General features: G+C 72.1%; 16 protein-coding genes and 4 pseudogenes. 5 read left to right on the plus strand and 15 right to left on the minus strand.

Annotated features, from left to right (window positions below):
* Window positions 1–86: 86 nt before the first annotated feature.
* The 4 genes from UK82_RS40955 (at window position 87) to UK82_RS29380 (ending at window position 5,722) form a co-directional block, all read left to right on the plus strand.
* Window positions 87–1,667: an NERD domain-containing protein gene (locus UK82_RS40955; RefSeq protein ID WP_236706591.1), complete on the plus strand. Its 1,581-nt coding sequence runs from the start codon at window positions 87–89 to the stop codon at window positions 1,665–1,667.
* Window positions 1,668–1,701: 34 nt separating this feature from the next.
* Window positions 1,702–4,451 (plus strand): protein kinase domain-containing protein (locus UK82_RS40960; protein ID WP_236706595.1); only part of this gene is annotated, 2,750 nt, incomplete at its 3' end.
* A gap of 616 nt (window positions 4,452–5,067) precedes the next feature.
* Window positions 5,068–5,379, plus strand: coding sequence for a nucleotidyltransferase family protein (locus UK82_RS29375; protein WP_055410649.1), 312 nt, complete (start codon window positions 5,068–5,070; stop codon window positions 5,377–5,379).
* Complete coding sequence (locus UK82_RS29380) at window positions 5,369–5,722, plus strand: DUF86 domain-containing protein (RefSeq protein ID WP_044888285.1); 354 nt, start codon at window positions 5,369–5,371, stop codon at window positions 5,720–5,722. Before UK82_RS29375 ends, UK82_RS29380 begins: the two co-directional genes overlap by 11 nt.
* Window positions 5,723–5,767: 45 nt before the next feature.
* On the opposite strand, the gene UK82_RS29385 is transcribed toward UK82_RS29380, so the two are convergent.
* From UK82_RS29385 to UK82_RS34555, 5 genes are all read right to left on the minus strand, one after another.
* The gene (locus UK82_RS29385) at window positions 5,768–6,376 is read right to left on the minus strand and encodes a Fic family protein (protein WP_055410652.1); all 609 of its coding nucleotides are present in this window, start codon (window positions 6,374–6,376) and stop codon (window positions 5,768–5,770) included.
* Window positions 6,373–6,579, minus strand: a complete 207-nt coding sequence (locus tag UK82_RS29390; protein WP_044888284.1) for an AbrB/MazE/SpoVT family DNA-binding domain-containing protein — start codon at window positions 6,577–6,579, stop codon at window positions 6,373–6,375. Before UK82_RS29390 ends, UK82_RS29385 begins: the two co-directional genes overlap by 4 nt.
* 227 nt (window positions 6,580–6,806) lie before the next feature.
* On the minus strand, window positions 6,807–7,559 hold the full coding sequence (locus tag UK82_RS29395; RefSeq protein ID WP_044888283.1) for an AraC family transcriptional regulator: 753 nt from the start codon (window positions 7,557–7,559) through the stop codon (window positions 6,807–6,809).
* Window positions 7,560–7,606: 47 nt separating this feature from the next.
* Window positions 7,607–7,975, minus strand: coding sequence for a putative quinol monooxygenase (locus UK82_RS29400; RefSeq protein ID WP_236706593.1), 369 nt, complete (start codon window positions 7,973–7,975; stop codon window positions 7,607–7,609).
* 84 nt (window positions 7,976–8,059) lie between these two features.
* Window positions 8,060–9,355, minus strand: a complete 1,296-nt coding sequence (locus UK82_RS34555) for a toll/interleukin-1 receptor domain-containing protein (RefSeq protein WP_083507428.1) — start codon at window positions 9,353–9,355, stop codon at window positions 8,060–8,062.
* Window positions 9,356–9,758: 403 nt separating this feature from the next.
* On the opposite strand from UK82_RS34555, the gene UK82_RS29410 reads away from it, so the two are divergent.
* The gene (locus tag UK82_RS29410) at window positions 9,759–10,451 is read left to right on the plus strand and encodes a type 1 glutamine amidotransferase domain-containing protein (protein WP_044888281.1); all 693 of its coding nucleotides are present in this window, start codon (window positions 9,759–9,761) and stop codon (window positions 10,449–10,451) included.
* A gap of 886 nt (window positions 10,452–11,337) precedes the next feature.
* Here the strand turns inward: UK82_RS29410 and UK82_RS29420 are convergent.
* From UK82_RS29420 to UK82_RS40985, 10 genes and pseudogenes are all read right to left on the minus strand, one after another.
* Window positions 11,338–12,513 carry an SLC13 family permease gene (locus UK82_RS29420; RefSeq protein ID WP_236706594.1) on the minus strand — a complete coding sequence of 392 codons (1,176 nt, stop codon included), beginning with the start codon at window positions 12,511–12,513 and terminating at the stop codon, window positions 11,338–11,340.
* 141 nt (window positions 12,514–12,654) lie between these two features.
* A partial coding sequence (locus UK82_RS40965) for a WD40 repeat domain-containing protein (protein ID WP_255354379.1) occupies window positions 12,655–14,596 on the minus strand: 1,942 nt, incomplete at its 5' end.
* Between the two features lies 1 nt (window position 14,597).
* A pseudogene (locus UK82_RS40970) lies at window positions 14,598–16,917 on the minus strand (NACHT domain-containing protein); the annotation flags it as partial.
* 1 nt (window position 16,918) lies between these two features.
* A pseudogene (locus tag UK82_RS40975) lies at window positions 16,919–18,747 on the minus strand (TIR domain-containing protein); the annotation flags it as partial.
* Entirely contained in the window at window positions 18,630–19,520 is an 891-nt protein-coding gene (locus UK82_RS29430; RefSeq protein WP_044888277.1) for an inositol monophosphatase family protein, read from the minus strand. The gene UK82_RS29430 and the pseudogene UK82_RS40975, both read right to left, overlap by 118 nt.
* 5 nt (window positions 19,521–19,525) lie before the next feature.
* Window positions 19,526–20,284: a hypothetical protein gene (locus UK82_RS29435; protein WP_152990068.1), complete on the minus strand. Its 759-nt coding sequence runs from the start codon at window positions 20,282–20,284 to the stop codon at window positions 19,526–19,528.
* Entirely contained in the window at window positions 20,281–21,288 is a 1,008-nt protein-coding gene (locus UK82_RS29440) for a hypothetical protein (protein ID WP_055410661.1), read from the minus strand. The genes UK82_RS29435 and UK82_RS29440 overlap by 4 nt, the downstream gene beginning before the upstream one ends.
* A 1,794-nt stretch (window positions 21,289–23,082) precedes the next feature.
* Window positions 23,083–23,387: pseudogene (locus tag UK82_RS43575) on the minus strand (Rieske (2Fe-2S) protein); the annotation flags it as partial.
* Window positions 23,388–23,839: 452 nt separating this feature from the next.
* On the minus strand, window positions 23,840–24,000 hold a 161-nt coding region (locus tag UK82_RS40980), incomplete at its 5' end, for a sigma factor-like helix-turn-helix DNA-binding protein (RefSeq protein WP_304438077.1).
* Window positions 24,001–24,008: 8 nt separating this feature from the next.
* Window positions 24,009–24,283 (minus strand): annotated as a pseudogene (locus UK82_RS40985) (sigma factor); the annotation flags it as partial.
* Window positions 24,284–24,370: the final 87 nt, after the last annotated feature.

The raw sequence follows: 24,370 nt of genomic DNA on the forward strand, positions 1-24,370 counted from the left end.
CACCAACCGGTCCTCGGGCTTCTCCTTCACCTGACCGCGTCTCGGCACCCCTCGAACCTACACGATCAGAACCTAAGTTCCTGGTATTGGGCCGGTGGGAGACGGTCACGCCGTCGCAGTTCCCGCATGAGCGGGAGGCGCTGGAGCACGTCCGGTTGCTGCTGCCGGACGCCGAGCCGTACCGCGCCTGGTCGAACTTCACCTTCACCGCGACCACCGGGCACATCCGCGAGGTCGACCTGCTGGTCGTCGCCCGCGGCGGCGTCTACCTCATCGAGATCAAGAGCCTGGTCGGCCGGCTGACCGCGGCCGGGTCGAACTGGACCCAGCACCGCGACTCGGGCAACACCCGGATCTTCGACAACCCGCTGCACCTGACGAACCAGAAGTCCAAGGAGCTGCGGTCCCTGCTGGAGAACGCCGGCCGCGCGAGCAGAACGAAGATCCCGTTCATCCAGCCGGCGGTCTTCCTGTCGAACCCGACCCTGCGGGTCGAGCTCCCCGACCACCAGCTTCACTGGGTCTTCGGCCCCGAGCGCGGCGCCCCGGGCGGCGCCGCCGAGAGGAACGCCGACAGGGCTGGCAGGGGCGGTAGCGGCGGTAGCGGCGGCGTGGCGCTGCCGTCGATCTGGTCGGGTCTGCTGGACGCGCCGCTGCGCGACGAGCGGCAGCGGATCACCCCTGCGCTGTCGAAGGCCCTGGCCACGCTGCTGGCGACGGTCGGGATCGCCCGCAGCCGGCGTCACCAGCAGGTCGGCTCCTGGCAGCTGGAGTTTCCGGCGTTCGACTCCGGTCCGACCTGGCAGGACCACCACGCCGCCCATGCCCAGGTCGCCTCCGAGCGACGCCGGGTGCGGATCTACCTCGTCGAACGGGCCGCCGGGGAGGCCGAGCGGGCGAACCGGGAGGCGGTCGCCCGCCGCGAGTTCCTGGTCCTGCACGGGATCGACCATCCGGGGATCGTCCAGGTCGACGGGTTGGAAAGCCACGAGGCGGGCCCGGCGCTGATCTTCCGCCATCGGCCGGACGAGATGCGCCTGGACCACTATCTCGACCGCTTCGGTGACCGCCTCGACGCCGGCACTCGGCTGCGCATGATCCGCCAGCTGGCCGAGGCGGTCGCCTACGCACACGGCCGGCATCTCTACCACCGGGCGCTGGCCGCCCGCAGCGTCCTGGTCGTGCCGTCCGGCGGCCGGGGCTGGCTCGCGCCCAACCTGATGATCAGCGACTGGCAGGCGGCGGCCCGCGACGCCGGCTCGGGCACCGGGGCGCTGACGAACGCGATGACGACGACGTCGCGCGAACTGGCGGTGGAGCCCGCGGGCCCGGTTCCTGCCGCATCTGGAACTGGCCGCCGCCGGCTACCTGGCGCCCGAGATCGGCGCCCCCAACCCGGATCCGGTCGGCATCGACGTGTTCGGCCTGGGCGCGCTGGCCTACCTGATCCTCACCGGGCAGCCACCCGCGGACAGCCCGAACGCGCTGAAGGCGAGGCTGGAGCAGGCGGGGGGCCTGCACCCGGCGGAGGTCGTCGACTCGCTGTCCGAAGCGGCGAACGACGTGGTGGCGCAGGCGACCTGCCCGCTGCCCGACAACCGCTATTCCAGCGTCGGCGAGCTGCTCGACTGGCTGCTGCTCGCCGAGGAGGAGCTCACCCCGCCTGACGTCCCCGCGGCCACCCCTGCGGCGGACCCGGCCGTGGCGGAGCGGGATGAACCGGTTGCCGAGGCGGACCCGTTGGAGGCCCAGCACGGCGACCTGGTCGGCGGCGAGTGGCGGATCAGGGAGCGTCTCGGTACCGGTTCGACGAGCCGCGCCTTCCTGGCCCGCAACGAGAAGACCAACCGCGACGAGGTTCTCAAGGTCGCCCTGTCCGACGAGCGGGCGGGGCGCCTGGCACATGAGGCGTCCGTGCTGGGCCGGCTCAACGACTCCCGGGTGATCCGCCTGGCCCGCCCGGACACGCTGGTCATCGGCGGGCGCGCGGTGCTCGTCCTCGACCATGCCGGCGAGCAGACCGTGGCCCGCAAGCTGCGCGAGGGCCGGCTCTCCGTCGACGAGCTGGAGACCTACAGCGACTACCTGTTCGGCGCGGTCGACTACCTCGACGGCGAGGGCGTCGCCCACCGCGACCTGAAGCCGGACAACATCGTCATCCGCCGTTGGCCGAACCGCACCTACCAGCTGGTCCTCATCGACTTCTCGCTGGCCAACATCTCGGTCCGCGACACCGCCGCCGGCACGCCCCGCTACCTGGACCCGTTCCTCGGCGCCGGCACCCGCACCACCTACGACGACCACGCCGAGCGTTACGCCCTGGCCGTCACCCTGCACGAGATGGCCTCCGGTGAGCTGCCGCTGTGGGGCGACGGATCCGCCGGGGAGCGGTTCACCGAGGGCCCACCGACGGTCGCCACCGAGGCGTTCGACCCGGCGATCCGCGCCGGGCTGGCCGCCTTCTTCCCGCGCGCACTCCACCGGGACGCGGCGCGGCGGTTCGCGTCGCTGAAGGACATGCGCGACGCCTGGCAGGCCGTCTTCCGCGCCGCCGACTCCACCCCGCCGACCCCGAGCGTCCACCCGGCGACCGACGCCCAGCCCGTGCCGGTCACCCCGTCCCGCGACCTGGCCGCCGCGGCGGCGGGCGCCGACACGCCGCTGGAGGCCGCAGGCCTGTCGCCCCGGGCAGTCTCGGCGGCGCACCGGCTGAACGCGACGACCGTCGGCGCGCTGCTGGCGCTGGGCTCCAAGGAGATCATCAGTCTGCCGGGCACCGGCGCGAAGACCCGCCAGGAGCTGCAGTCCCGAATCCGGCAGTGGCGCCGCGCCCTCGCCGCGCCCCCGGCCAGCACCGGCACTGGCACCAGCACCGGCACGCCGGTCCAGCCGACACCCGCCGGGCAGCAGCCCGCCGACACGCCGCCGGCCGTGACGACGGCTACGGCAGCGGGAGCGGCAGCGGGAGCGGCCAGGGCCGTGGACTACGCCCGGATACCGGTCGAGGGCCTCGCCGACCGGCTGCTCCCCCGGGCCCTGTCCGGTGGGCGTAACGCCACCGAACGCGAGGCCGCCCGACTGCTGCTCGGCCTGCCCGACGCCGCCGGCATGCTGCCGGACGTGGCGCTGTGGGCGCCGCAGCAGCAGGTCGCCGGGCGGGTCGGGGTGACGCCGGGCCGGATCGCGCAGGTGCTGACCGCGCGACGCCGGGCCTGGCACGCCGACGACGCGGTCCGCTCGGTGCGCGACGAGATGGTCGACATCCTCGCCGCCGCGGTCCGGGCCGCCCTCGAAACCGTCGACCTCGACTCCGAGCCCCGCCTGGCCCGTCGCAGGTTCTACGAGCGGACCCTGGTCGCGCTGGAGGCCACCGAGGACGACGGCCCGCTCACCCCGGCCGCGCCCGCGCTGTTCGCGTACGCGATCGCCCTGGGCCGGGCCGCGGACCGGCTCGCCCGCGCCGAGGAACTGCCCGCCCCGGCGACCGTGCTGCGGGAGCTGGCCGCGGTCCGTGCCGCGCCGGCCGTCGGCGCTGCTGCCGTCGACACCGACGGCGAGGGCCTGGCGGACGGCGGCGCCGGATCCGCCGGAGTCGGGGCCGCCGACGAGCTGGCCGGGCTGCCCCCGCTGGACCAGCAGCGCCTCGTCCGGCTGGCCGCCGCCGCCTCGCGTACCGCCGCGACCAACGCCCGCCTGGAGATCTACCCGCGCGATCTGGATCTCGTCCGGGCGCTGCGCCTCGCCCAGGCCGGCGTGCTGCCTCCCCTCCCGGCCGCGGGGCCGCCGCGGCTCGGCGAGCCGGAGCCGGGGCCGGGCGAGCGGCCCGACCGGCCGTTGCTGGACGTCGCGACCATCCGTGAACGGGTGCAGAACCGTTTTCCGGGCCTCACCACCGAGCTGCCGGCGCATCCGGCGCTCGACGGCCCGCTGGCCGCCGCCGGGTTCGTCCTTGAATGGAACCCGGCCCGTGACGGCTACGTGCCGCCGCACGGTCTGCTCTCCTCCGCCGGGCTCGGCTCGCGGGCGACGCCGGTCGTCCGCCAGGCCACCGATCTGGGCAGCCGGCCGGCGCGCACGGTGTTCGACAGTCCGGACCGGGCGGCCGCGGCCCTCGCCGAGCAGCGGCTCACCGCCGCCGCCGAGGCCGGCGGCTTCCGGGCCCTCACCGTCCGGCGCAACCACTACCTGGCCGCCCGCGCGGAACTGACCCGGCCGCACCGGTTCGCCGCCGAGCCGGTCGACGTCGCCGCCGTGTTCCTCGACGCGCTGCACGCCGAGGTCGACCCGCGGCCCAGACCGACCTGGGCAACGATCCTGCGCGCCGACGCCGCCGCGCCGGGCAGCCGCGCGGCCGCCAACCTCGCCGAGTACGTCCGCACCGCCTGGGAACGCGCCGCACCGCAGCTCACCGCACTGGTCGACGCCTCCCCCGGCCACGCCGAGCCGGGCCANGCCGAGCCCGGCGGCCGGCCGGCGCCGCTGTTGCTGCACGACGCCGGTGTGTTCGGCCGCTACGACGACCGCGGCCTCGACGTGCTGTTCACCCTCGCCGAACGGGCCCGCGCCAGCGGCCGGCCGGTCTGGGTGCTCTGCCCGACGACCGAGCCGACCCGCCCGCCCCGCCTCGACGGCGCCCTCGTCCAACTCGTCACCGAAAGCGAATGGGTGGCCCTGCCCGACGCCTGGGTCACCAACCGCCACCGCGCCGCCGACGAGAACACCGGCGTCGCCGGCATGGCGTCGTGATCACGGCTACGTCACGGCGCGGCGGGTTGCCTCGTCGGCGAGCGAGACCGCGAGGAGACGGGGCAGGGCGGCCGTGTCCTGGGTGCCGGCCGAAGCCTGGCGCGGGCGACGGTCAGGCCGCCCCAGCTCCTCCAGGTCGACAACGTCCCCAGCCCCGGCCGGCCCGGCGGTGGCCTCGTAGTGCCGCGACCGATCGTTTGGCTGGCCCCGGCTGGGCGACACTGCGACGATACGAGGCCTACGGCGCGGGCGAAGCCGTGTCGATACCCAGATCTGGGCGATGCGGCGGCCGGACGGGCCCAATCGCAGAGGGGGGTTGGCATGCATCCGTTGATCGAGGCGAGACGAGCGGAGATCCAGGCTCTGTGTCGAGGGCTCGGGATTCGGCGTCTTGACGTGTTCGGTTCCGCCGTCGAGAACTCCTTCGACGTCGACACCAGTGATGTCGACGTGCTGGTCGAGTTCGACGACGCTCGCACGGGGTTCGACTACTTCGGCACCTACTTCGCCCTGAAGGAAGGGCTGGAGCGGCTGTTGGGCCGTGCTGTCGATGTTGTCAGTGTCACGAGCATCCGTAACCCGTATTTCCGCGAACGGGTCATGCAGACCAAGCAGTTGTTGTATGCAGCGTGATCCGCGGAAGTATCTCTGGGACGCTGCGAACGCGGCCGAACTCGCTCGCGACTTCGCCCAAGGCAGATCATTTGATGATTATTTGTCGAATGCGATGCTCCGTGCGGCGGTCGAGCGCGAGTTCGAGATCATTGGCGAGGCATTGAACCAACTGTCCCGGGTTGCGCCGGAGATCGCCGCCGCGATCCCTGAGCTGCCTCGAATCGTTGCATTCCGGAATATATTGATCCACGGCTATGCCACCGTGGACGATGCGCTGGTCTGGCAGGTGTTGACGGAGAAGCTTCCGGAACTGGAAAGGGTGATCCGAGGCATACTCGACACGACCACCCGGCCACACTGAGGTTGCGGTTTCGCCAGTGGGGAGTCCTGGCCGTGGGTCCGGCGATTATGTCGCGGAGCGGCGGGTTGCCTCGTCGGCGAGTGAGACCGCGAGCAGACGGGTCAGGGCGGCCGTGTCCTGGGTGTCGAGCATGGTGATGTAGGCGGGTCGCTGGGTGACCTGGATGATGGCGGGAAACCCGAATCTGCGGATGGTCTGCCAGGCGATGATCGTCCGGCCGGTGCGGCCGTTGCCGTCGGCGAACGGGTGGATGCGTTCGAACGCGATGTGCGCGCCGGCGATGGCCTCGAGCAGGGCCTCGTTGTCCAGGTTGGCGGTCTGCCACTCGGTCTGGTCAGCCCACTGGCGCATGAGTTCCGGAACGCTTGCGGGCGGTGCGGGCTGCCAGGACGCGCCGGTGACGATATTGCTGGCGGTCTTGTACTCGCCATTACTGGCGGTCTTGTACTCGCCGTGCTCGTGGGTCAGGTGGTCCATCAGCGCGGCGTGCAGATCCCGGACGAGGCTGGTGGTCAGGGGTTCGCCGTCGAGGATGTTGCCCTCGATGGCCGCGGAGTGGTGCGCCAGGCGCACGAGCACATCCTCGGCGTACTGCGCCGAGAAGACCCCGGTGCGGGCCACCTCGGCCAGGAACTCCCGCCGAGTCCAGGTCACGGCCGAGTCCGGGCCGCGTTGATCACGGCCATCAGGTCGGGCAGGGAGGCATCCTCGTACCGGCTCACGGCGCGGGCCTCCAGTACCCCGGCGCGAACGGTCACCTCGACCGTGTCTCCAGGGCCGATCCCCAGAGCGCGCAGCTCGGCCGGGCTGATGGTGATGCCCGCCGAGTTCCCGATCGTGACGACCTTCTTCCGCATACGAACACAGTAAGCCCGCGTACGAACTCGCCCCGCACGGTTCATCGGCCCTGTTCACCCGCCGTCCCGGCCGGCGAGCACGGCGCCGACAGGGTTGTCCCGGCCGCGTCAGCGCTCCCCCGGCCCGCCCGCTCTCGACGGCGCCCTCGTCCGCCGCCCCCTCCCGTGGCAGGCCCGGTGCGTGGTCCGGTGCGTGGACAGGGGTGCGGGGTCCGGTGTGGGTCCGGTCAGGGCCGGAAGCTGGCCCGGTACTCCGTGGGTGTGCGGCCGGTCAGGTCACGGAAGGCGGCGTTGAACGCTGACAGTGAGGCGTAGCCGGTCGTGAACGCAATGGTGGTCACGGGGGTGTCGTCCGCGGCGAGTTCCTCGATTGCGCGCAGCACCCGCAGGCGGCGCAGGACCGCCCGCCAGGTCATGCCGGCCTCGGCCTCGAAGCGCCGGGCGAGCGATCGTGGCGTGAGGCCTACCTCGCCCGCCAGGTCCTCGAAGCGGAGCTCGCCACCGAGTCGCTGCTCGGTGAGCTGCAGGGCTCGGCGTAGTTCCGGTGATCGTCCCGCCGGCACGACGACCGGGCTCGGTTGTTCGGCGAGCCGCCAGGTCACCGCGGCGAGCGCGGCGAACAGGGTTTCGGCGTACGCCGCCAGGGGTTCGTCGCTCTCGCCCCAGGCCGCGCACTCGGTCAACAGTGCCCGTGCCAGCGGGCTGAGGTCGAACACGGTCAACGGTGCCGGCGGGGGCGGCGTGAAGGCGGTGTCGAACAGCACCGATGCGGTCGTGACCGGCCGCGGGATGCTCACCCGGATCAGCCGCTCCGCCTCGATCAGTGCGGCCCGGGCCGGCGGCAACACCCACACCTGACCCTGCACCTCCAGCCGCAGCGCGCCGGCGGAGGCGCAGAGGAGGTAGTGGCGGTCGACGCAGAGATCGCGGTCGGGCTCCGGTGGGAGCGTCCGGACGAAGCTGTACGCCTGGCGGGTCATCGACGTGCCTCGCACGGGCCGATCGTAGGAGCTGGCCGCGGCATCGGTCAGGCGACCGACTCCAGCAGTTCGGCGTGGAAGCGCCGGCTCACCGGCGCCCCGTTCATGATCGGCCGAAGCGCGGCGCCGGAGCGGGAGAAGGCGTCCGACGCGAGGTAGCCGGCGAACGACGCCTGATCTTCCCACTCGTGAACGACGGTGATCCGGGTGCCGTTCTCGCGCGACGCGTACACCCGGAAGGCGATGTTGCCCGCCATGGCGCGGACCTGGTCCCGCTCCCCGTCGAGCTGGGCGAGAGCGGCCGGTCGGTCGGCGACAGCCGTGTCGAAGTCGAGGATGGCGATGAACACGAGAGACCTCCGGTGTCGGGCGGCGAACGCCACGGATGGAACACCCCGATCCTCGAGCAGCTCCACCCCGGGCCGCCTCGCTCAGTCGGACACGTTCACGCTGCCATCGGACAAGCACACGGCGAGCCCCGCTTCCGGGCGCTTCTCCCCTCAGGCGCAGGTGGAAACCCTGACGGGGCCGGTCTGCCCACCTGACTTCACGTTTCCCGTGCCGTCGTCATAGGCGGACGCGGCGTACACGTCATACACGTCGCAGGTGGTACGTACAAAAGTCACGCTACCCGGCTCGTGGATGGTCTTTGTGTTGGCGTCGCAGACTGCGAATCTGCATTCTGGGTGGGTGGTGCTGACCGCAGCGACGTAGTAGGTGTTCGCCGGACCGCCCGATCCCGGCGCTCCGACGACCACGACGACGTTCGTCGACTCGGCATACGCCCTCACAACGGGCGCTCCCGGCGGTCCGGCGTCGACCGGTGGCTGCGCCGGCTGCGGGGTCGGCCCCGCCGAGGCCGGGAGCACCGACGCGCCGGTGGTGCCGATCGGCGTCGGCGGTCTCGGGATGGGACCGGTGGCCCCGGCGGGCGCCTCGCCGACGGGAGCGGTCGAGCTGCTGCTTGCCGGATCTGGTGACGTCGTGATCTGCGAGGTCGGGGTGGACGAGACCCGGCCCCCGCTGGGAGCAGGCGCGGCGGGATCCTTCGAGGCGTCCCTCAGCCCGCCCAGCCCGCCCAGCATCGGACCGGCGGTGAGAGCGCCGACGAGTGCGACCGCGAGCACCGTGACGACGACCGGCCACAACCACCTCACCGGCTTCCTTCTCGGTGCGACCGGCCCCGCCGTCGACGGCGGGCGTCGCGCGTCGGCGGAACTGATCGCCGCCGCGTTCGGGGGACCCGGAAAGGCGGGCAGGTCACCCCGGGTCAGGGCGGGCGGCGCGATACCACTGGAGATCACTTCTGGCGCACGGACCGCGGGGCTCACCGGAAACCCCGGGTCGGATCCCGGTTTCGCGCGCCCGACCTGCAGCACACGGACCAGCTCCAGGAGTCGTGTTCTGGCCTCGTCCTGGCCGAGATCGAACAGGTCGAGTGACACGATGCCGCCCAACAGGCCCGGCTGATCGCACTGTTCGATCCGCACGGGGATCAGGCGCCGATGGAACCCGTGCGGGTCCGCGCGGTGGGCAAGCTGCCACTGCGCCTGCCCGTAGACGGAGCCGAGATAGGCACGGGAAAGAACCGCGATAGTCCGCTCCGAATAGCGGACTCCGTTCTCCATCTCTGCCATCCAATGGCTTCCCGGAATAAAGTCCCAGCCCTGGATGAGAATTCTGCAGCCGGCTTCCTCGAGTTCCCAGGCCATCCACTCGGCCCAGGTCGAGTCGGCCATCGCGTACGAGATGAAGAAATCCCACCGGGCTTCACCGGGCCCTGCTGTGGAGTCCATGGATTCGCGCTTCCCCCCGCGCCCGATCATGCCCCTCCACCATATCGCCCGCGCGGCGGCGAACCCCCACGCGGGCATCTGCGCACCGGCGCGGGATACCGCCCGCAGCGTCGGCAGGTTGTCCGCGTCCATCCCCGGAACCGCGCCGCCACCCGCCGACTCCCTCGCTCGACAGCGAGCATGCGATCACATAGAGTGAAGGAGATGTACTCGGCGCGATGCAGGGCCGTGCGGAACGTTCGAACCGTCCGCCGCCTGGGGATGGGAAGGGGCATTCCCATATTCGGCGGCGAGCAGCCGGCGGTGAGTGACGTGATTGCACCCTCCTGCACCGGACTGCACCAATTCGCCCACACCGTCCGGGACCTCAAGGCCGGCGCGGTCCTGACGGAAGGGGAGCGGAATGACGACGGTCCTGATGGTGCTGACTTCGCACAACAGGCTGGGTGACACCGGACGCAGGACGGGCTTCTGGCTCGAGGAGCTGGCCGCGCCGTACTACCGGTTCCGCGACGCCGGCTGGGCCGTCACGCTGGCGTCGCCCAGGGGCGGGCGCCCGCCCCTGGACCCGAAAAGCAACGAGCCGGACTTCCAGACGGACCAGACCCGCCGGTTCGCCGCCGACCCCGCCGCGGAGGCTCAACTGGACACGACGGCGCGCCTCGACGCGGTGTCCGCCGACGACGTCGACACGGTCTTCTTTCCCGGTGGGCACGGCCCGATGTGGGACCTGGCCGAGGACCCGGCGTCGATCAGGCTGATCGAACAGGTCCACCAGTCGGGCAGGCCCCTCGCGCTCGTGTGCCACGCGCCGGGCGCCCTGCGGCATGCCAAGGCGCCGGATGGCACCCCCCTGGTGGCCGGACGGCGGGTCACCGGCTTCACCGACAGCGAGGAGGAGGCCATGGGCCTGACGAAGGTCGTGCCTTTCCTCGTCGAGGACGAGCTCATCGCCAAGGGCGCCGACTTCTCGAAGGCCGCGGACTGGAAGCCGTACGTGGTGACCGACGGGCTGCTCGTCACCGGCCAGAACCCGGCGTCCTCGGGCCCAGCCGCCGACGAGCTGATCTCGCTGGTCGACGGAACCAGGGCGTAGGCGCGCCTGCGGCGGCGGAACCGAAGGAACAAAAGCCGCCGCCGACACAACCGATTCATCCTCACCGAGACCGCGTAAACAGCCAGTGACTACCGGTTCCGACGCGGCCACGCGGGCCGGTGAGGGGGACGACGTCGTACGGCGCCGTGCAGGTGCCCCAGGCGCTCATGCCGTAGACGGCCAACCGATCGAACGTGCCGCGCGCGGTGCTCGCCGCGGGGAGGGACGCCAGCTCCACCGCCGGTTCGGCGCGTTCGGGCCAGGCGAGGGTGATGTGCGGCCGGAAACGATCATCTGTGTCATCGGTGATCTCGTCGTACCCGTAGGTCAGGAGCTGGCGCCGCCTGGCGGCGCCAGTGGCGCCGTGGTCGCCGAGCACCCCGGCCAGGGGTGTTCCCGCGGGATCGAACTCGCGCTGCCGGCCGCGCCGCAGTGGCTCGAACGCCGCCACGACCCGGCGCTGCAGATCGAACCAGGCGGGCGAACGCTCGAAGTAGAGCTCTGGAGCGCCGTGCGGATTGTGCGCATACTCGCTGCCGACGGCCTCCACCGGCGCGGCGGCACCGGCCACCTCGCGCAGGGTGCGCAGCGCCGCGGGCAGGTCCGCCGCGGTGGCCGCGAACATGAAGATCGAGACATGAGGTGCGCAGACGCCGGGGCCGCCGTCCGGATCAGGCCCGTCCAGGAGGAAGTGGGACGGATTGTCGGCCCGCCGCATGTGTTCGGCGAGGAGTCGACTTTCCCGAACGGCGCGTGCCGCAAGACCCGACGGCGGAAGAAGCACGACGTCGAACACCCGGCTCGACCGTGCGTCGAGGGGATCCGGAGAGGACGCTGNCACGGCGGAATCCTGTCGCGGTGGAACGTGCTCGGGCGGCACGGCGGATCAATGGAGCACGACGTCGGTCACGACGACGATCGCCAAGCCGACGAGTAGGGCCGGCGTTCCAACCCGGACACCCGTTTTCGTGTACTCCCAGGGACTCACTTGAACCTCCAGACGGGCCGCGGTACTGCGCCACAGCAGGCCGGCGAGCGCCCCGTGCAGAACGAGTACCGGACCGAAGTTCACTCCAAACAGGAGCGGCCAGATGTGCTCCGATCCCGACTGCAGTCCGGGCAGGCTGATGAGCAGTGCGGGCAGATTGTTGATCGTGTCTGCCGCCACAATAGCAAACAGCGCGGTCCGCAGTTGGGTGACCCAGCCCTGGCCGGCGAAGATGTTTTCCAGTCCCAGATGTGGTGCCGCGGTGGTGGCCACAAGCCCGAGCCCGGTGGCGAGGCCGGCGGCACTCCAGGGGATGTCCCCCAGGTGGAGATCCCGCGTCATGGCCACCAGCACGATGTCAGCGATCAGTGCGACGATCCACGCCTTGACCCCGAGCGCATCGCCGACGGTGAAGCCGAGGATCACGAAGACCACGACCGGAAGGCCCTGGTAGAGCGCCCGCCGGTCCACCGGCTCGCGGACCGGCGGTACGGCGGCCGCCGCCGCGGGCAGGCGTCGGTAACCGAGCCAGCCCACGACGACGGCCGCGAGCGACGCCGGGCCGAGATGGACGAGAAAATCCTCGATCCCGAGGTCGAGAGTGTCCGCGGCGATAAGGTTCGTCAGGTTCGAGATGGGCAGCGCGCTTGACGCGAGGCAGGCCAGCAGGACCGGCTGGAACGCGATCAATCCGGCATCGAGGCCATTTCTTCGAGCGAGTCGGATATACAGCGGGGTGAGCAGCACCACCGACGCGTCGAGGTTCAGGAAGGTCGTCACTGCGGCGGCCATTATCCACAATCCCCGGCGCGGATCCCGGCCCCGGTCCATCAACGACGCGGCCGCTTCGAAGAAGCCGATCCGATCGAGCATCACCGCGAGCGGAACCGCGAGCAGAAGGAAGGCCAGTGGCGCCATGAGCGGCCGCAGCGCGTCCCATCCCGCGCCGACGGTGAGCTCCCCAGAAAGGAGCAGAACGGCCGCTACGAATGCAGGCACCAACCAGTTGGGTAGCCGGGGCGCGAACACCCCGAGGACGGCGACCGCGAGCAGGGAGACTTGCAATACCGCCACACCTCAACCCTATCGGGGCCTCCGCGCCGGCCCCCGAGTACGAGGCGTGGCCTGCGGCCGGCTCCCGCCCCCGTACCCGAGGACACCATCCCGACCCGGTCGATGGCGACCAGTGCCCTGTCGGCGTCGACGGCCGGCCGCTCAGAACGGTTCGTCGAGCGTGAGGCGCCGTACATCGCCCAGGTGTCCATCCAGCTCCCCGATCTCGAACCGCGACATCCCGATCACGTGCCAGATCTGCCCGGCCACGTCACCGGCGAGCTTGTACCGCCCGTCGGGCGAGAGGGCGGCCCATCCCGAGGGGACCCCGACCAGGGTGAGAGTCGGTGCCCGGACCTCGCCGTCGAGGTCGGAGACGTCCCACAGGCGGGTGGTGCCGTCATCACCGCAGCTCGCCAGCAGCCGGCCGTCGCACGCGACGTCGATCGACCAGATCCGCCTGGTGTGGCCCTCGAGCGCCGCGATCTGCTCGCCGGACGACGGATCCCACAGCCTGATGACCAGGTCGTCGCCCGCGGTGGCGAGGAACCGGCCGTCCGGGCTGAACGCCGCCGTCCACAGCCGGGCCGTCCCGGGCCGGAGCACCTGCCGGCAGGCACCGGTGGCGACGTCCCAGATCCGCGCGGTCCCGTCGTTGCTGGCGCTGGCCAGGTGGCGTCCGTCCCGGCTGAAACGGACCGCGTAGACCCGGTCCGTGTGCCCGGCGAGGACCAGGCATGACCCGTGGGCCGCCCCCGTCGCGGCGGCCAGCCGCGGCGACGGGTCGTCCGTCAGCTGCCACAGCCGCACCAGCCGATCGTCGCAGCCGGTCGCCAGGATCCGTCGGTCCGGGCTGAAGGCCAGCGAGCGGACCCGCCCCCGGTGATCGGGGATGCCCAGGAGCTGCCGGCCCGTCGTGCGGAACCAGAGCTGGACGGAGTCGTCGTCATTGGCGGTCGCGAGGATCTCCCCGGCCGGATCGAGAACCTCCGCCCAGACGTGCTCGGTCTCCACCCGCAGCTCGCGCTCGTAGACGCCGATGTCCGCGCCGCCGACGTCCGCCATCGGCGATGTCTGCCCACTGTCCGCCGACGCGCCGCCCGGATCCCCGCCACCCGGATCCCCGCCGGCCCGACCCGCTCGCCGCGCCCGAAGCGCCTCGGCGACGGGTCGGAGATTCCAGACGTGCACCGTTCCCGCGTTGCTGCTGCCGACGATGCGGTCGTCGACCGGGCTGAACGTGGCGGAGATCATCTGGTCGGAGATCCCGCCGAGCTGGCCCAGCCGACGGCCGGTGCGGGGGTCCCACAGCCGCACGAGCCCGTCGCGGCCGCAGACCGCGACCAGCCGGCCGTCCGCGCTGAAGCGGACGGCGGTGAGGCTGCGGCCGTGCCCGGTCACCGTCGTGTGACAGGTGCCGGTCCGCGTCTCCCAGATCCGCGCCGTCCCGTCGTTGCTGGCAGTCACCAGTCGTTGGCTGTCCGGGCGGAACGCCGCCGGCCACACCGAGCCGCGGTGCCCGGCGAGCGTGTGCAGCGGGGCGTCGGTCGCGGTGCTGGTGAGCCGCAGGATTCCGTCGCTGTCACCGGAACTGAGGAGCGTGCTGTCGGGGCTGAAGGCGACCCGGTAGACGGCACCGGTGTGCCGGGCCACGACGCGTCCCTCACCCGTCGCGAGGGTCCACACCCGCACCACGCCCCCGGTGTCGCCGCTGGCGAGCTCGGTGCCGTTCGGCCGGTAGTCGATGGTGTACACCGGCCGCTCGTGGCCCCGCAGCAGCCGCCGTAGCCGTCCCGACCCCACGTCCCACAACCGGATGTCCCCGGCCTCGTCGGCGGTCGCGAGCTCCGTGCCGTCGGGGTGGAACACCAGCCGGAACAGGCTGCCGGAATGGCCGGCGAGCACCTGGACCAGCGACCCCGTGCGCGGATCCCACAGCCGGGCGGTCCCCGTGCTGTCGCCGGTCGCGAGCAGCGGCCGACTCGGGTGGAAGGCTGCGGTCCAGACCCGTTCCCCGTGACCCGGCAGCGTGTGCCGTAGCTCGCGGGAGAACACGTCCCAGACCCGCACGTCGCCACCGCGGTCACCGGTGGCCAGCAGCGTGNCGTCCGGGCTCAGCGTGATGGGCCAGATCCAGCCCTGGTGCCCGCGCAGCTCACCCATCGGCTCGCCGGTGAGGGCATCCCACAGACGGACGGTGCAGTCCGTCGACACCGTCACGATGTGGCTGTCGGTCGCCAGAACGGCGTGCACCCGGCCGTGGTGCCCCTGCAGTGTCCGCAGCGGAAGTCCGTCGGCGTCGCAGACCAGCGCACCGCCGTCCTCGCCGGCGATCACCATGATCGAGCCGTCCGGGCTGTAGCTGACCGGGGCGGGAATCCGACCGGTCTCGAAACCGAAGTTGACGCTCACTGCGGGTGGGGCGAGCCCGAACTCGACCAGCCCACCCGGCATCACCGCGCCACCGGAGGCGCGCGCCACGGCCGTCAGCTCGGGTGCCGCGGCCGCGTTGATCACCAGGGCGCGTCGCCACCGGCTCCGGTCGAACCGCACGTCCCGCAGGTCCGCGCCGAGCAGGCGGGCGCCGGTGAGGTCCGCGCCGGTGAGGTCCGCGCCGCGCAGCTTCGCCCCGTCCAGGCAGGCGCCGGCCAGCGTGGCGTCGCGCAGGATCGCCCCCGTGAGGTCGGCGCCGACGAGGCGGGTGTCGGCGAGGTCGGCGCCGGTGAAGTCGACGTCGCGCATCTCCCGGTGCGACAGGTCCTCGCCGCGCAGCGAGGTGCCCCGCAGGTCGCCGCGCACCGGGGTGCGCAGCCGCACGTTGATCTTCACGGCGTTCGCCCGTGCCGTCTCGGGCAACGCGGGGTCGTCCAGCACCGTCGCCGCCCAGTCCCGCAGCTCCCGCGAATCGGCGAGGTCGCAGAGGAACTCCACCGTCAGCGCGGACAGCGCCCGGCGCGCCAGCAACGCGGTGGCGCCCGGCGCGCCGGCCGACAGCCGCTCGGCGATCCAGTTGGCGACCAGCCACTCCGCCACGGACGAGTGGATGAAGCCGAACAGCCCGTCGTCCGAGCGGACCAGCAGGCTGCCCGCGCCGAGCGCGTGCTCGCTCTGGGCGGGCGACGGGCCTTCCTCGGTCATCCCGGCGAGGGTCTGGCTGACCTCGCGCAGGTCGGCCAGGCGCAACCGTTCCTCGTCGGCGGTCCAGAGCCGCTGTGCCAGGGTGGTCACCGCTGTCCACATGTCGTCCAGCGTCAGCCCGACCGGGGAGCCGATGACGCCCTGGGTACGGTTGACCTCGAAGGCGAGCCAGTTGTCGAGGATCTCCCGGTACAACTGCGCGGCACTGATCGTGTCGTGGGCCGTGGCGACCCGGGTGAGCCGCTCGGCGGGCAGATCCGCGATGAAGGTCAGCATGCGGGGGTTACGGGACAGCCCGATCAGGTCCCGGATACCGTTGATGAGCCGCAGCCGGGTGTCCGCGGCGGCCTCGTCCCGGTAGCGGTTGCGCAGGTACTCGCGGATCTGGGCGGAGCCGAAGTCCTCGATGGTGAGGACACGGCGGCGGGGAAGCAGCCCGACGCGCTGACCCAACCCGGTCAGCACCTGCTCGTCGCTGCGGAAGTGGTGGGTCCGGCTCGCGACGATGACCTTCGCGTCGCCCTCCGTGGCTTCGAGGATCGCCGTGAGGTGCTCGGTGGCACGCTCGTAGGTGACCCGGCTCGCCAGCTCGTCGAAGCCGTCGAACAGCAGCACGAGCCGACCCTCGCGCAGCATGTACCGGAAGGCCCGCAGGTCCGCCAGGCTCTGGTCGTGGTTGGCCAGGTGGGCCGCGACAAGGCCGTCGACCGAGTGCGCCTTGTCCAGGGCGCGGAGCTCGATGAGGATCGGGGTCAGGTGCGGCAGCTCCGCCGGGATGCGCCGGGCGACCTCGCGCAGCGCGAAGGTCTTGCCCCGCCCGAAGTCCCCCAGCACGAGGACGAACCGGCCCTCCTCCTCGGCGACCAGCCGCATCAGCTCGTCGCTGAGACCCTCACGCACGGTGCGGACCGCACCGACCATCTCGCGGAAGCGCTGCGGGACGTACAGCGAGGGGGGATAGCGTCGGTCGACGGTGATCTCGGCTGTCTGCCGGGCGACGAACTCCCGCAGATCGAGCAGCCCCTGGAACTCCAGGAAGCTCCGCAACCGGATCCCCCGGCTGCGGGCCGCGGCGCGCAGCCCGGCCGAGGGCGTGACGGCCGAGACCAGCTCGGCCCCACCATCGAGATCCAGGGCCCGCACGGTGGTCGCGAACCGTTCGAGATCGGCATGGGTCACCTCGCCGGCCTGCGCGCCGATGCGCGCCACGGAGGTCAGTCCGTCGCCCCGGCGGGTGACGACCAGGTGCGGTACCTCCCCGCCTACCCGCCGGATCCGGGCCTGCTGNTCGCTGACCTGGCAGACCTCCGCGACCTGCTCGAGCAGCTCCCGATCGGGGTCCGGCGCGGCCGCCTCGCGGGGATCGTCACCGGGTGCGTCCTGGCCAGCCCCGTCGTCGGCGTCGGGGTCGGCGTTGGCGTTGGCGTTGGCGCGGACGATCCCGGCCGGGTGTGCCGGCGCCGCGGCGAAGGTCGCGCCCGCGTCGGCCCAGCGGTGTGGCCGCCACGTGCCCGTGTCGCCGCCGTCCCCGGGCGTCCGCCAGTGCCGCAGGCCGTCCGGCTGGACCTGTAGGAGCTGGAAGTCCTCCCGCGGCGGCGTGACGATGATCGGGGTGCGGCCGGGCGCGACGTCGCCGCGGCCGGTGATGAGCAGGTTGAGCCGGGAACCCAGCGTCTCCCGCACGACCTGGGTGTCGCGGATCGCGTCGGCGCGGGCGACCGACGGCGCGGCAAGCGCGTGGTGCGCGACCCCGATCCGCAGCCAGCCGTCCCGCTCGAACAGCGCGAGCCGGCGGGCCAGGGAGGCGGCCTGCTCCGCACCGACAAGCCCGTGGTCGTCCGCGTCGCGATGGCTCTGCGCGATCGTCGTGTTGATCCCGGCGATCACGACGGCGAGTTCCGGGACCCTCAGCAGGTGCCACGGCTGCGCCGCATCGAAGATCGCGCCGTCCACCTCCTGGTAGAACTCGGCGACCATCCGGCTGTAGTGCCGCCACTTCGGCCAGTACGGCCGGCGCGGTTGCGTGTTGTCCGCCTCGCAGTTCGCGAAGTACGCCGCGCAGGCCGCCCGGGACACGTCGTGGCGACCCGGCACCAGCACGATGCGCCGCGGTTCGAGGTTGACCATCGCCCGCAGGTCACTCACGAAGGCGAGTGCCGCGTCGAACTCCCGGCGGGTGCCGGTCTCGGTGAGGTCACCGGCGATGACCAGCAGGTCGGGGGCCGGCCCGCCGGCGCGGTCGATCGCCGCGAGCTGCCCCCAGATGCGGTCCCGCAGTCGGGCCACGTCGCCGCCGAGGTCGGGGCCGTTCTCGCCGCCGACGTCGGCGCCCGCGGCGGCCCTCGCACCGGCGGTCCCGCGCCGCGCAGCGCGCCCGAACCGGGGCGCGGGCAGGTGCAGGATGGTCACCGCGTCCGCCGATCGCTGCCGGGCCGGGAGCACCGGCGGAAACGGCGGTGGAGTACGGGGGCGCAGGCGCACGGGGGGTGCGACCGCCGCGTTCGCGCCCGGCGCGGGAAGGGCCTCGGTCAGCGGGTACCTCGGCCGGGCCGCGGGCTTCGCCCGGCCGGCGACGGATTCACGCACGCCCGTGAGCAGGAGGTGACGGGCCGCGTTCGGGTCCTGCACCCCGGCGAGGTCGACGTAGGTCACGACCGCGAGGAGCCCGTCGAGCGGGGCGTCGTCCGTCCGGACGGTGATCAGCCTGCTCTTCGGGTCGTCGGGATCGCCTCGCATCGCGGTCTGCCACTCCAGCATTCCCCACCGTGACGTCAGGTAATGCTGGGACATGACCGCGATGACGACGTGGGCCTCGGTGACCCCGCGGTCCATGAACTCCATGAAGTTGGTGCCGGGGACGAAATCCCAGGCCTGTACCACCGTCTGGTAGCCGGCCTCCTCGAGCTCCCAGGCGATCCAGCTCGCCCAGCGGACGTCGGTCGGCGAGTAGCTGATGAAGAACGACGGAGCGCCGCGGTCCGGTGCGGCCTCGGCGGCGGTCACCGCCGCGGATCCGGAATGCGGATGGCCGGCAGCTCCGGCGCCAGCTTCGCGGCCGTCTCGACGATGCTCATCAGGGTGTCGAGGTGCTCGGGGCGGGCGGCGACGAAGGAGCACGGGGCCGGCCCCGTGCGACCGTCGAAGACCTCCCCGTCGAGGGCCAGCACGGTCACGCCGGACTCCACGGCGAGCAGGTAGCCGGCCGGCAGGTCGATGTCCTCGGCCTGGTAGCCGAGGAATCCGTCGATGTCACCGCGGGCGATCATCGACCAGGACAGCAGCGGTGCCCACAGCGGCAGCACCCGCAGTGCCACGCCGTCGAGCACGTACTTCAGCGCCCGCGCCGCGGGGTTGTGCCGCCCGACGCGGTGACCCTGCGTCCAGGCGACCGTGAGGCCGGGATCGCAGTCGTGTTCCCGGGCCCGGCTCGCCTGGCCGCCGCGGGGCCCACGCATCCCGCCGCCACGCAGCGCGGACCAGGTGCGCTCGGTGACCGGATCGTGGACCACGCCGACCGTGGGGTGCCCGTCGGCGCACAGCGCAATCCCCACCACGTAGTTCGGCATCCCGATCGCGACGTTGTTGGTGCCGTCGAGCGGGTCGACCATCCACTCCCAGCGGCCCGCCGGTCCCGACACGCCGAACTCCTCGCCGCGGATGCGGTGGTGCGGGAAGGAGGCCCGCAGCCGCTCGTAAATGATCTTCTCCGCCTCGCGGTCGAGCACGGTTGCCAGGTCACCGGCTGCTCCCTTGGCCGCGACGGCGAGTTCGCCCCGGGCACGTTCCCGCAGCATCGCCCCGGCGGCTTCGGCCGCCTCGACCGCGACGGCGCGGGCCAGCTCCAGATCCGGTTCGGCACCGCCCGGACCGTGCTTTGACGGACGGCCCATTTCGTTCACATTTCCCCCTCGGCGCTGATGGTGACATATGCGCCGGCAGCAGTGGCCGAGAGCTGTTCGACCAGACCTTCTCCCGACGCGTTCCGTAGATGTCGGGCGGCGCCCCGCGCCAACCACACCGTTTCCGCTGGATCACAGTACCGACGGCGACGCTGATGTGAACCCAGGTCCGGTGGCCCCAGGGACCGGTCCGCGCCACCAGGCCGACTCAGCCCGATGACCAGCGTGCACGCCTCGCCGCCCGGAACGACGGTGCGGTGGAAGACCCCGGACCGGAGATGGTAAAAGTCACGCGTCCCGTTTACCCACATTTCACCCGTCCGCACAGATACCAGGTCGGCGGTGGCGCGGATCTCGTCGACGACCGCGGTGCTGTGTATCTCAAAGATTCGGTACGCTTCGTCGGTGGTCGAATCGGCCAGTTCAAGACACTGATTGTGGACCGCGCCATCGAGAACCAGGCTGTACAGCTCCCAGCTGTGGCAGTGGAACGGCGACGTCGTCAGCCGGGTGGCCGTGGTCGCGGCGGTCCAGACGTGGACGCAGATACCCACCGGACCGCGCAGGAGGGGCAGGCAGGTGAAACCGAGCGGATGGCGCAGGGCCGGCACGGGCGGGCCGCCGGTCAGTCCGTCGAGGGCGGCGAGGTAGTTCTCGACGGTCGCCGAGATCGAACTCCGGACGGCAATCGAACTCCGGACGGCATCTGTCGGGGTTGTCCCGGACGCTCCCGTGGCATTCATGGCGGCCCTCACGCGTACGGGTTGCGGGGGTTGATCGCGCGCCGGATGATGTCCTTTACCTCGTCATCCGAAAAGTCGTTCGGCAGTGGGACGGCGAGGCAGTCGAACAGCGCCCGCGCCTCGTCCGGCCTGGGCTGTGCGCTCAGCGGAGCCTGGTCGGCGAGTTCCATCGGCACCCGGCGGGCCTGGTCGAGGCTCTTGCGCAGCTCGGTCTTCCAGCTGTCGTACTGCCGTCCGCCCCGCAGGACCAGGGTGCTGAACGCGGCCGAGTCGTCCTGCGTGATGATCAGGCTGTGGGAGGCCAGGTCCCAGCGGAACGTCGTCATCACCGAGGACAGGCGCACGTCGATGTCCAGAAGGTTGAACCGCTGCTCGTACCAGGCGGCGGCGAGGACCATGGCATACGCCTCGTTGCGGGCGCGTTCCGGCGTCCACTCCTCACCGGTCCCGTCCGGCCCGGGAGACATGTCATGACGAAACCGGGCGTATCGCTCGCAGACGAGCCGGTCCGTCGGATCGATGATCTCAATGGACATCGCGAGTTCGCGCCTCGCGCGCCGGGCAGCCGCCACACATTCGGGCAGCGTCACAGCCCTGATATAGGTGCCGGTGCCGCCTTTGAACATCCACTCACGGGTGTCCGCCCGGGCCTCGGCGAGGGCTTCGGTCACCTCGACGCCGGAAATGACCCGAACCATCCTCATCTCACCCAGGGATTTGCGGGCCAGCGCAACCGTGCTGCCCATGTCGGTGATGCGCTGGACCCCCTCGGCGAGCGGGGTGAGCACCGCCTCAAGCCGCTGCTGAGTGGCCTCCAGCGTGTTCTCGACCGCCTCCCGGTGGGCGCGGTCGCGCATAATTCCCATGGCCAGCAGGGCGAGGACCAGCAGAATCGAGTTGTTGACCGCCTGGAGGTTGAGCACGTCCACCACACTGAGCACCGCCACGACAAAAGCGATGGCAAGCGAGATAACGCTCTCCGCGTAGCGTGTGAGCCAGCCCCCGAGGCGTCCCATACGGCGAACTTTAGCACCGCGCTCCCGGCTGGAATACCGTCCGAAGACGGTGTCTTCCGGAGATCCGGGCTAGGGCAGAATCGCCCGGTGGCGGAGCTGGCCCGCGGCCTGCCTACGCCGTCGCGGCGTGACCTGCGCTCACCCACACACAGGCGCTCGACATGCAGGCCGCCGTCCGCGCGGCTCCGTCGAGACCGCCGTGGTTCGGCCGCGGAAAAGCGCCGGACCGGGCCCGGACCGCCGTTATCAGCGCGCCGAAAAAGTTGTCGGACCGCAATCCGAATGCGTGATCGTTCGGAGTGGACGTTCGGGTCGGCGGGCGTCGCGACGGCCCTCCGCATAGGCAGCGTCGCGGACCTGTTCGCGTCGGGTGCGTTCGCGTGGACCCGTTCCCCGCCGCCGGCACCCGCCCTCGGCCCCGACGAGGCCCCCGACGCCGATCGGGACGCGGCCACGCCGTCGGATTCCCACGCCGTCGGATTCCCACGCCGATGCTGGTCCGGTGCCGGCCGAGCCGCCTCCGGCGGTTCCGCCGCGGCGGCGGGCGCGCGCACGTGCGGAGCGGGAGCGCGCCGCCGAGCAATCGGGTGCGCCTGATGGCGCACGGTCGCGCTTGTTCGACAAGTTGGCGGGCTTCGGCCGACCATCCGACGAAACGGATACCTCCCCGAACGGTGACGGCGACGGTTCCCCGGACACGCGTTGACGGATCGCCGTGCTTGGCAGGTGACCGGCCCAGCCGGTTACGGGCCGAAGCGGGAATACCCGGTTTCGGCTATCGGTGGCCGTTCGGGTCGGGGCGGCCTGTCGGCGCCCTGGTGCTGGGTGGCGTCGGTGGGCGCGCGGCGGGCGCGAATGGCCTCCGGGTGGTAGGGGCCGTGGTCGCGCATGGCGTCGGTGAGCGCGTCACGGTAAAGAGGTGCGGCGTCGGCGTGCCGGCCGGCCTGGCGGTAGGTGTCGGCGAGGGTGGTCCGGCTGGCGAGGGTGGTCCGGCTGGCGCGGGTGTCGGGATGGTCCGGGCCTCCGTAACCCGTTGCCCTATCTCCAGATGTCAGCCCGGCCGCGTCGGCGGCGGAACCGGGAACCGCATCGATTTAGGAGATCATCGGTGAAACGGACACGAGTTTCGGTCGGCGTTCTCGCCGCGACCGCAGCGGTGGTACTCAGCCTGTTCTCGGCGCCAGCCGCATTGGCTTCCGGCGGCCACGGCGGCGGAGATGGCGGGGGAAGCGGAGATGGCGGGGGCGGCGGGGGTCGCCGGCTCGGCCCCGCGGTCGAGACCAGCGGCGTCGGCTCCCTCGGCAGCCCCTGGACGTTGAAGTCGCAGCACGACGACGACGGTCCCGGTCTGGTCGCGGGCGAGGAGTTCGAGATCACCACTCCGCCCGGTCACGTCTGGTCGGTGACCTTCGCCGACAACGGCGTCAGGTTCTTCCAGCAGGACGTGACGGCGACCGACACCGGCCTGCGGGCGATGAGCAAGGCACCCGACCAGGGCGTCGACCAAATCATGAGTGTGCACGCGGTCGACACCGNCACCCACGAGGTCATCGACGGCTCGGTCGACCTGCCGGCGAACTGACCGGCTCCAGCGCCGCGGCCTGAACACGGCGGCGGTCACCGCCCGATGGTGACCGCCGCCCAGCGCCGGCGCGGCTTCACGGCCAGGCGAGCACCCCGAGGCAGGCGGCGCTCACGTGGGAGCGCTCAGGTGGGGACGCTCAGGTGGGGGTGGGGGGCACGTAGACCTGCACGACGCCGTCGACCTCGCGGACGGTGAGGCTGGGCAGCGGNCGCGGCGGGGTGCGGATCTTGTAGTTCACGACCTCGCCGGCCAGTGAGAAGGCCATGCGGTGGCAGGGGCAGTTCAGCCGCTGCTGCGCCGGGTCCAGGGCCAGCCGGCAGCCCTGATGCGTGCAGATCCCCGACGTCGCGCGGACCCGACCATCGGTCCGCCGCACGAACCCGACCACGGTCCCCGTGTCGAAGGCACGCACTCCGCCTTCCGGCAGGTCCTGCGTGGTGGCGACGGTCCGCCAGATGCCGGCCGTGGGAACCAGGGCGCCGCCGGGCCCGGTCGCCGGCTCCGGTCCGGCCACCGGCGCGTCCGCCCGGTCACCGCTACCCGGGCCGCGCTCNCCGACGGCCCGNTCCACCCCGGCCCCGATCGCCGCNGAGCCGGCCGCNAGCGAGGTGACCTGGACNAACCGGCGCCGCGTCCCNCGCCGCCNCCCCNCGCCGGCCCCACCAGCGGCCGCGCTGTCGGAGNCGGCCNNGNCGGNGGCGGNNCNGNCNGANGNGGNNNNGNNNGANGCNGNNNGGTNGNAGNCAGNCTGGTCGNAGNCNGCCTGGTCGGAGGCGGCCTCGGCGGCGGCGAGACGCTGGTGCAGCCGCGCGACGAACTCCTCGCTCGGCACGTCGCTGCCGGGTCGGGCAGCCCGCAGCGTGATCGCCGCGCGCAGGGCGGCGGCGTCCCCCGGGCCCGCGTCGAACCCTCTGGGCCGCCGGTGACCGATCAGGTCCTCGACAAACCGGCGCAGTCCCCGCCCGCTCACGGGGCCATCTCGTCACCGAACCGGGCCGCCTGGCGCAGCGCGCGGTGCTGGAGAACCTTCGCGTTCCCTACCGTGATCCCGAGCTCGTCGGCGGCCTCCCGCAGCGTGCACGCCTCCAGAAACCGCAGCCGCAGAATGCGGGCATACCGGTCCGGCANCGCGGCNAGGATCGCCTCCGCGCGAGCGGGGTTGTCCAGCGCCGGGCCGACCGGGGCGCCGACGGTGGTGAACATCGTCTGGGCGGAATCCTCGTCGAGCGTGGTGACGGCGACTCCCAGGGTGCGCCGCCAGTGCGCGGCAAGCACCGTGCGGGCGGTCGCGACCAGGTACGCCCGTACCTCACCGACGCTAGCCGACACCCGCAGGGGACGCAGCGCCGCCATGAACACCTCGGCCGTCAGGTCCTCGGCGTCCGGACGGTTCCCCACCTTCGCAAACATGATCCTGTACACCCGCTCCACGTTGTCGCGATAGATCTCCTCCCAGCCCGGATAGACGTCATCGGACACCACCCGCAACCGCGGCGG

It is taken from the genome of Frankia sp. ACN1ag, from assembly GCF_001414035.1.
In the GTDB taxonomy this organism is placed as follows: Bacteria; Actinomycetota; Actinomycetes; order Frankiales; family Frankiaceae; genus Frankia; species Frankia torreyi.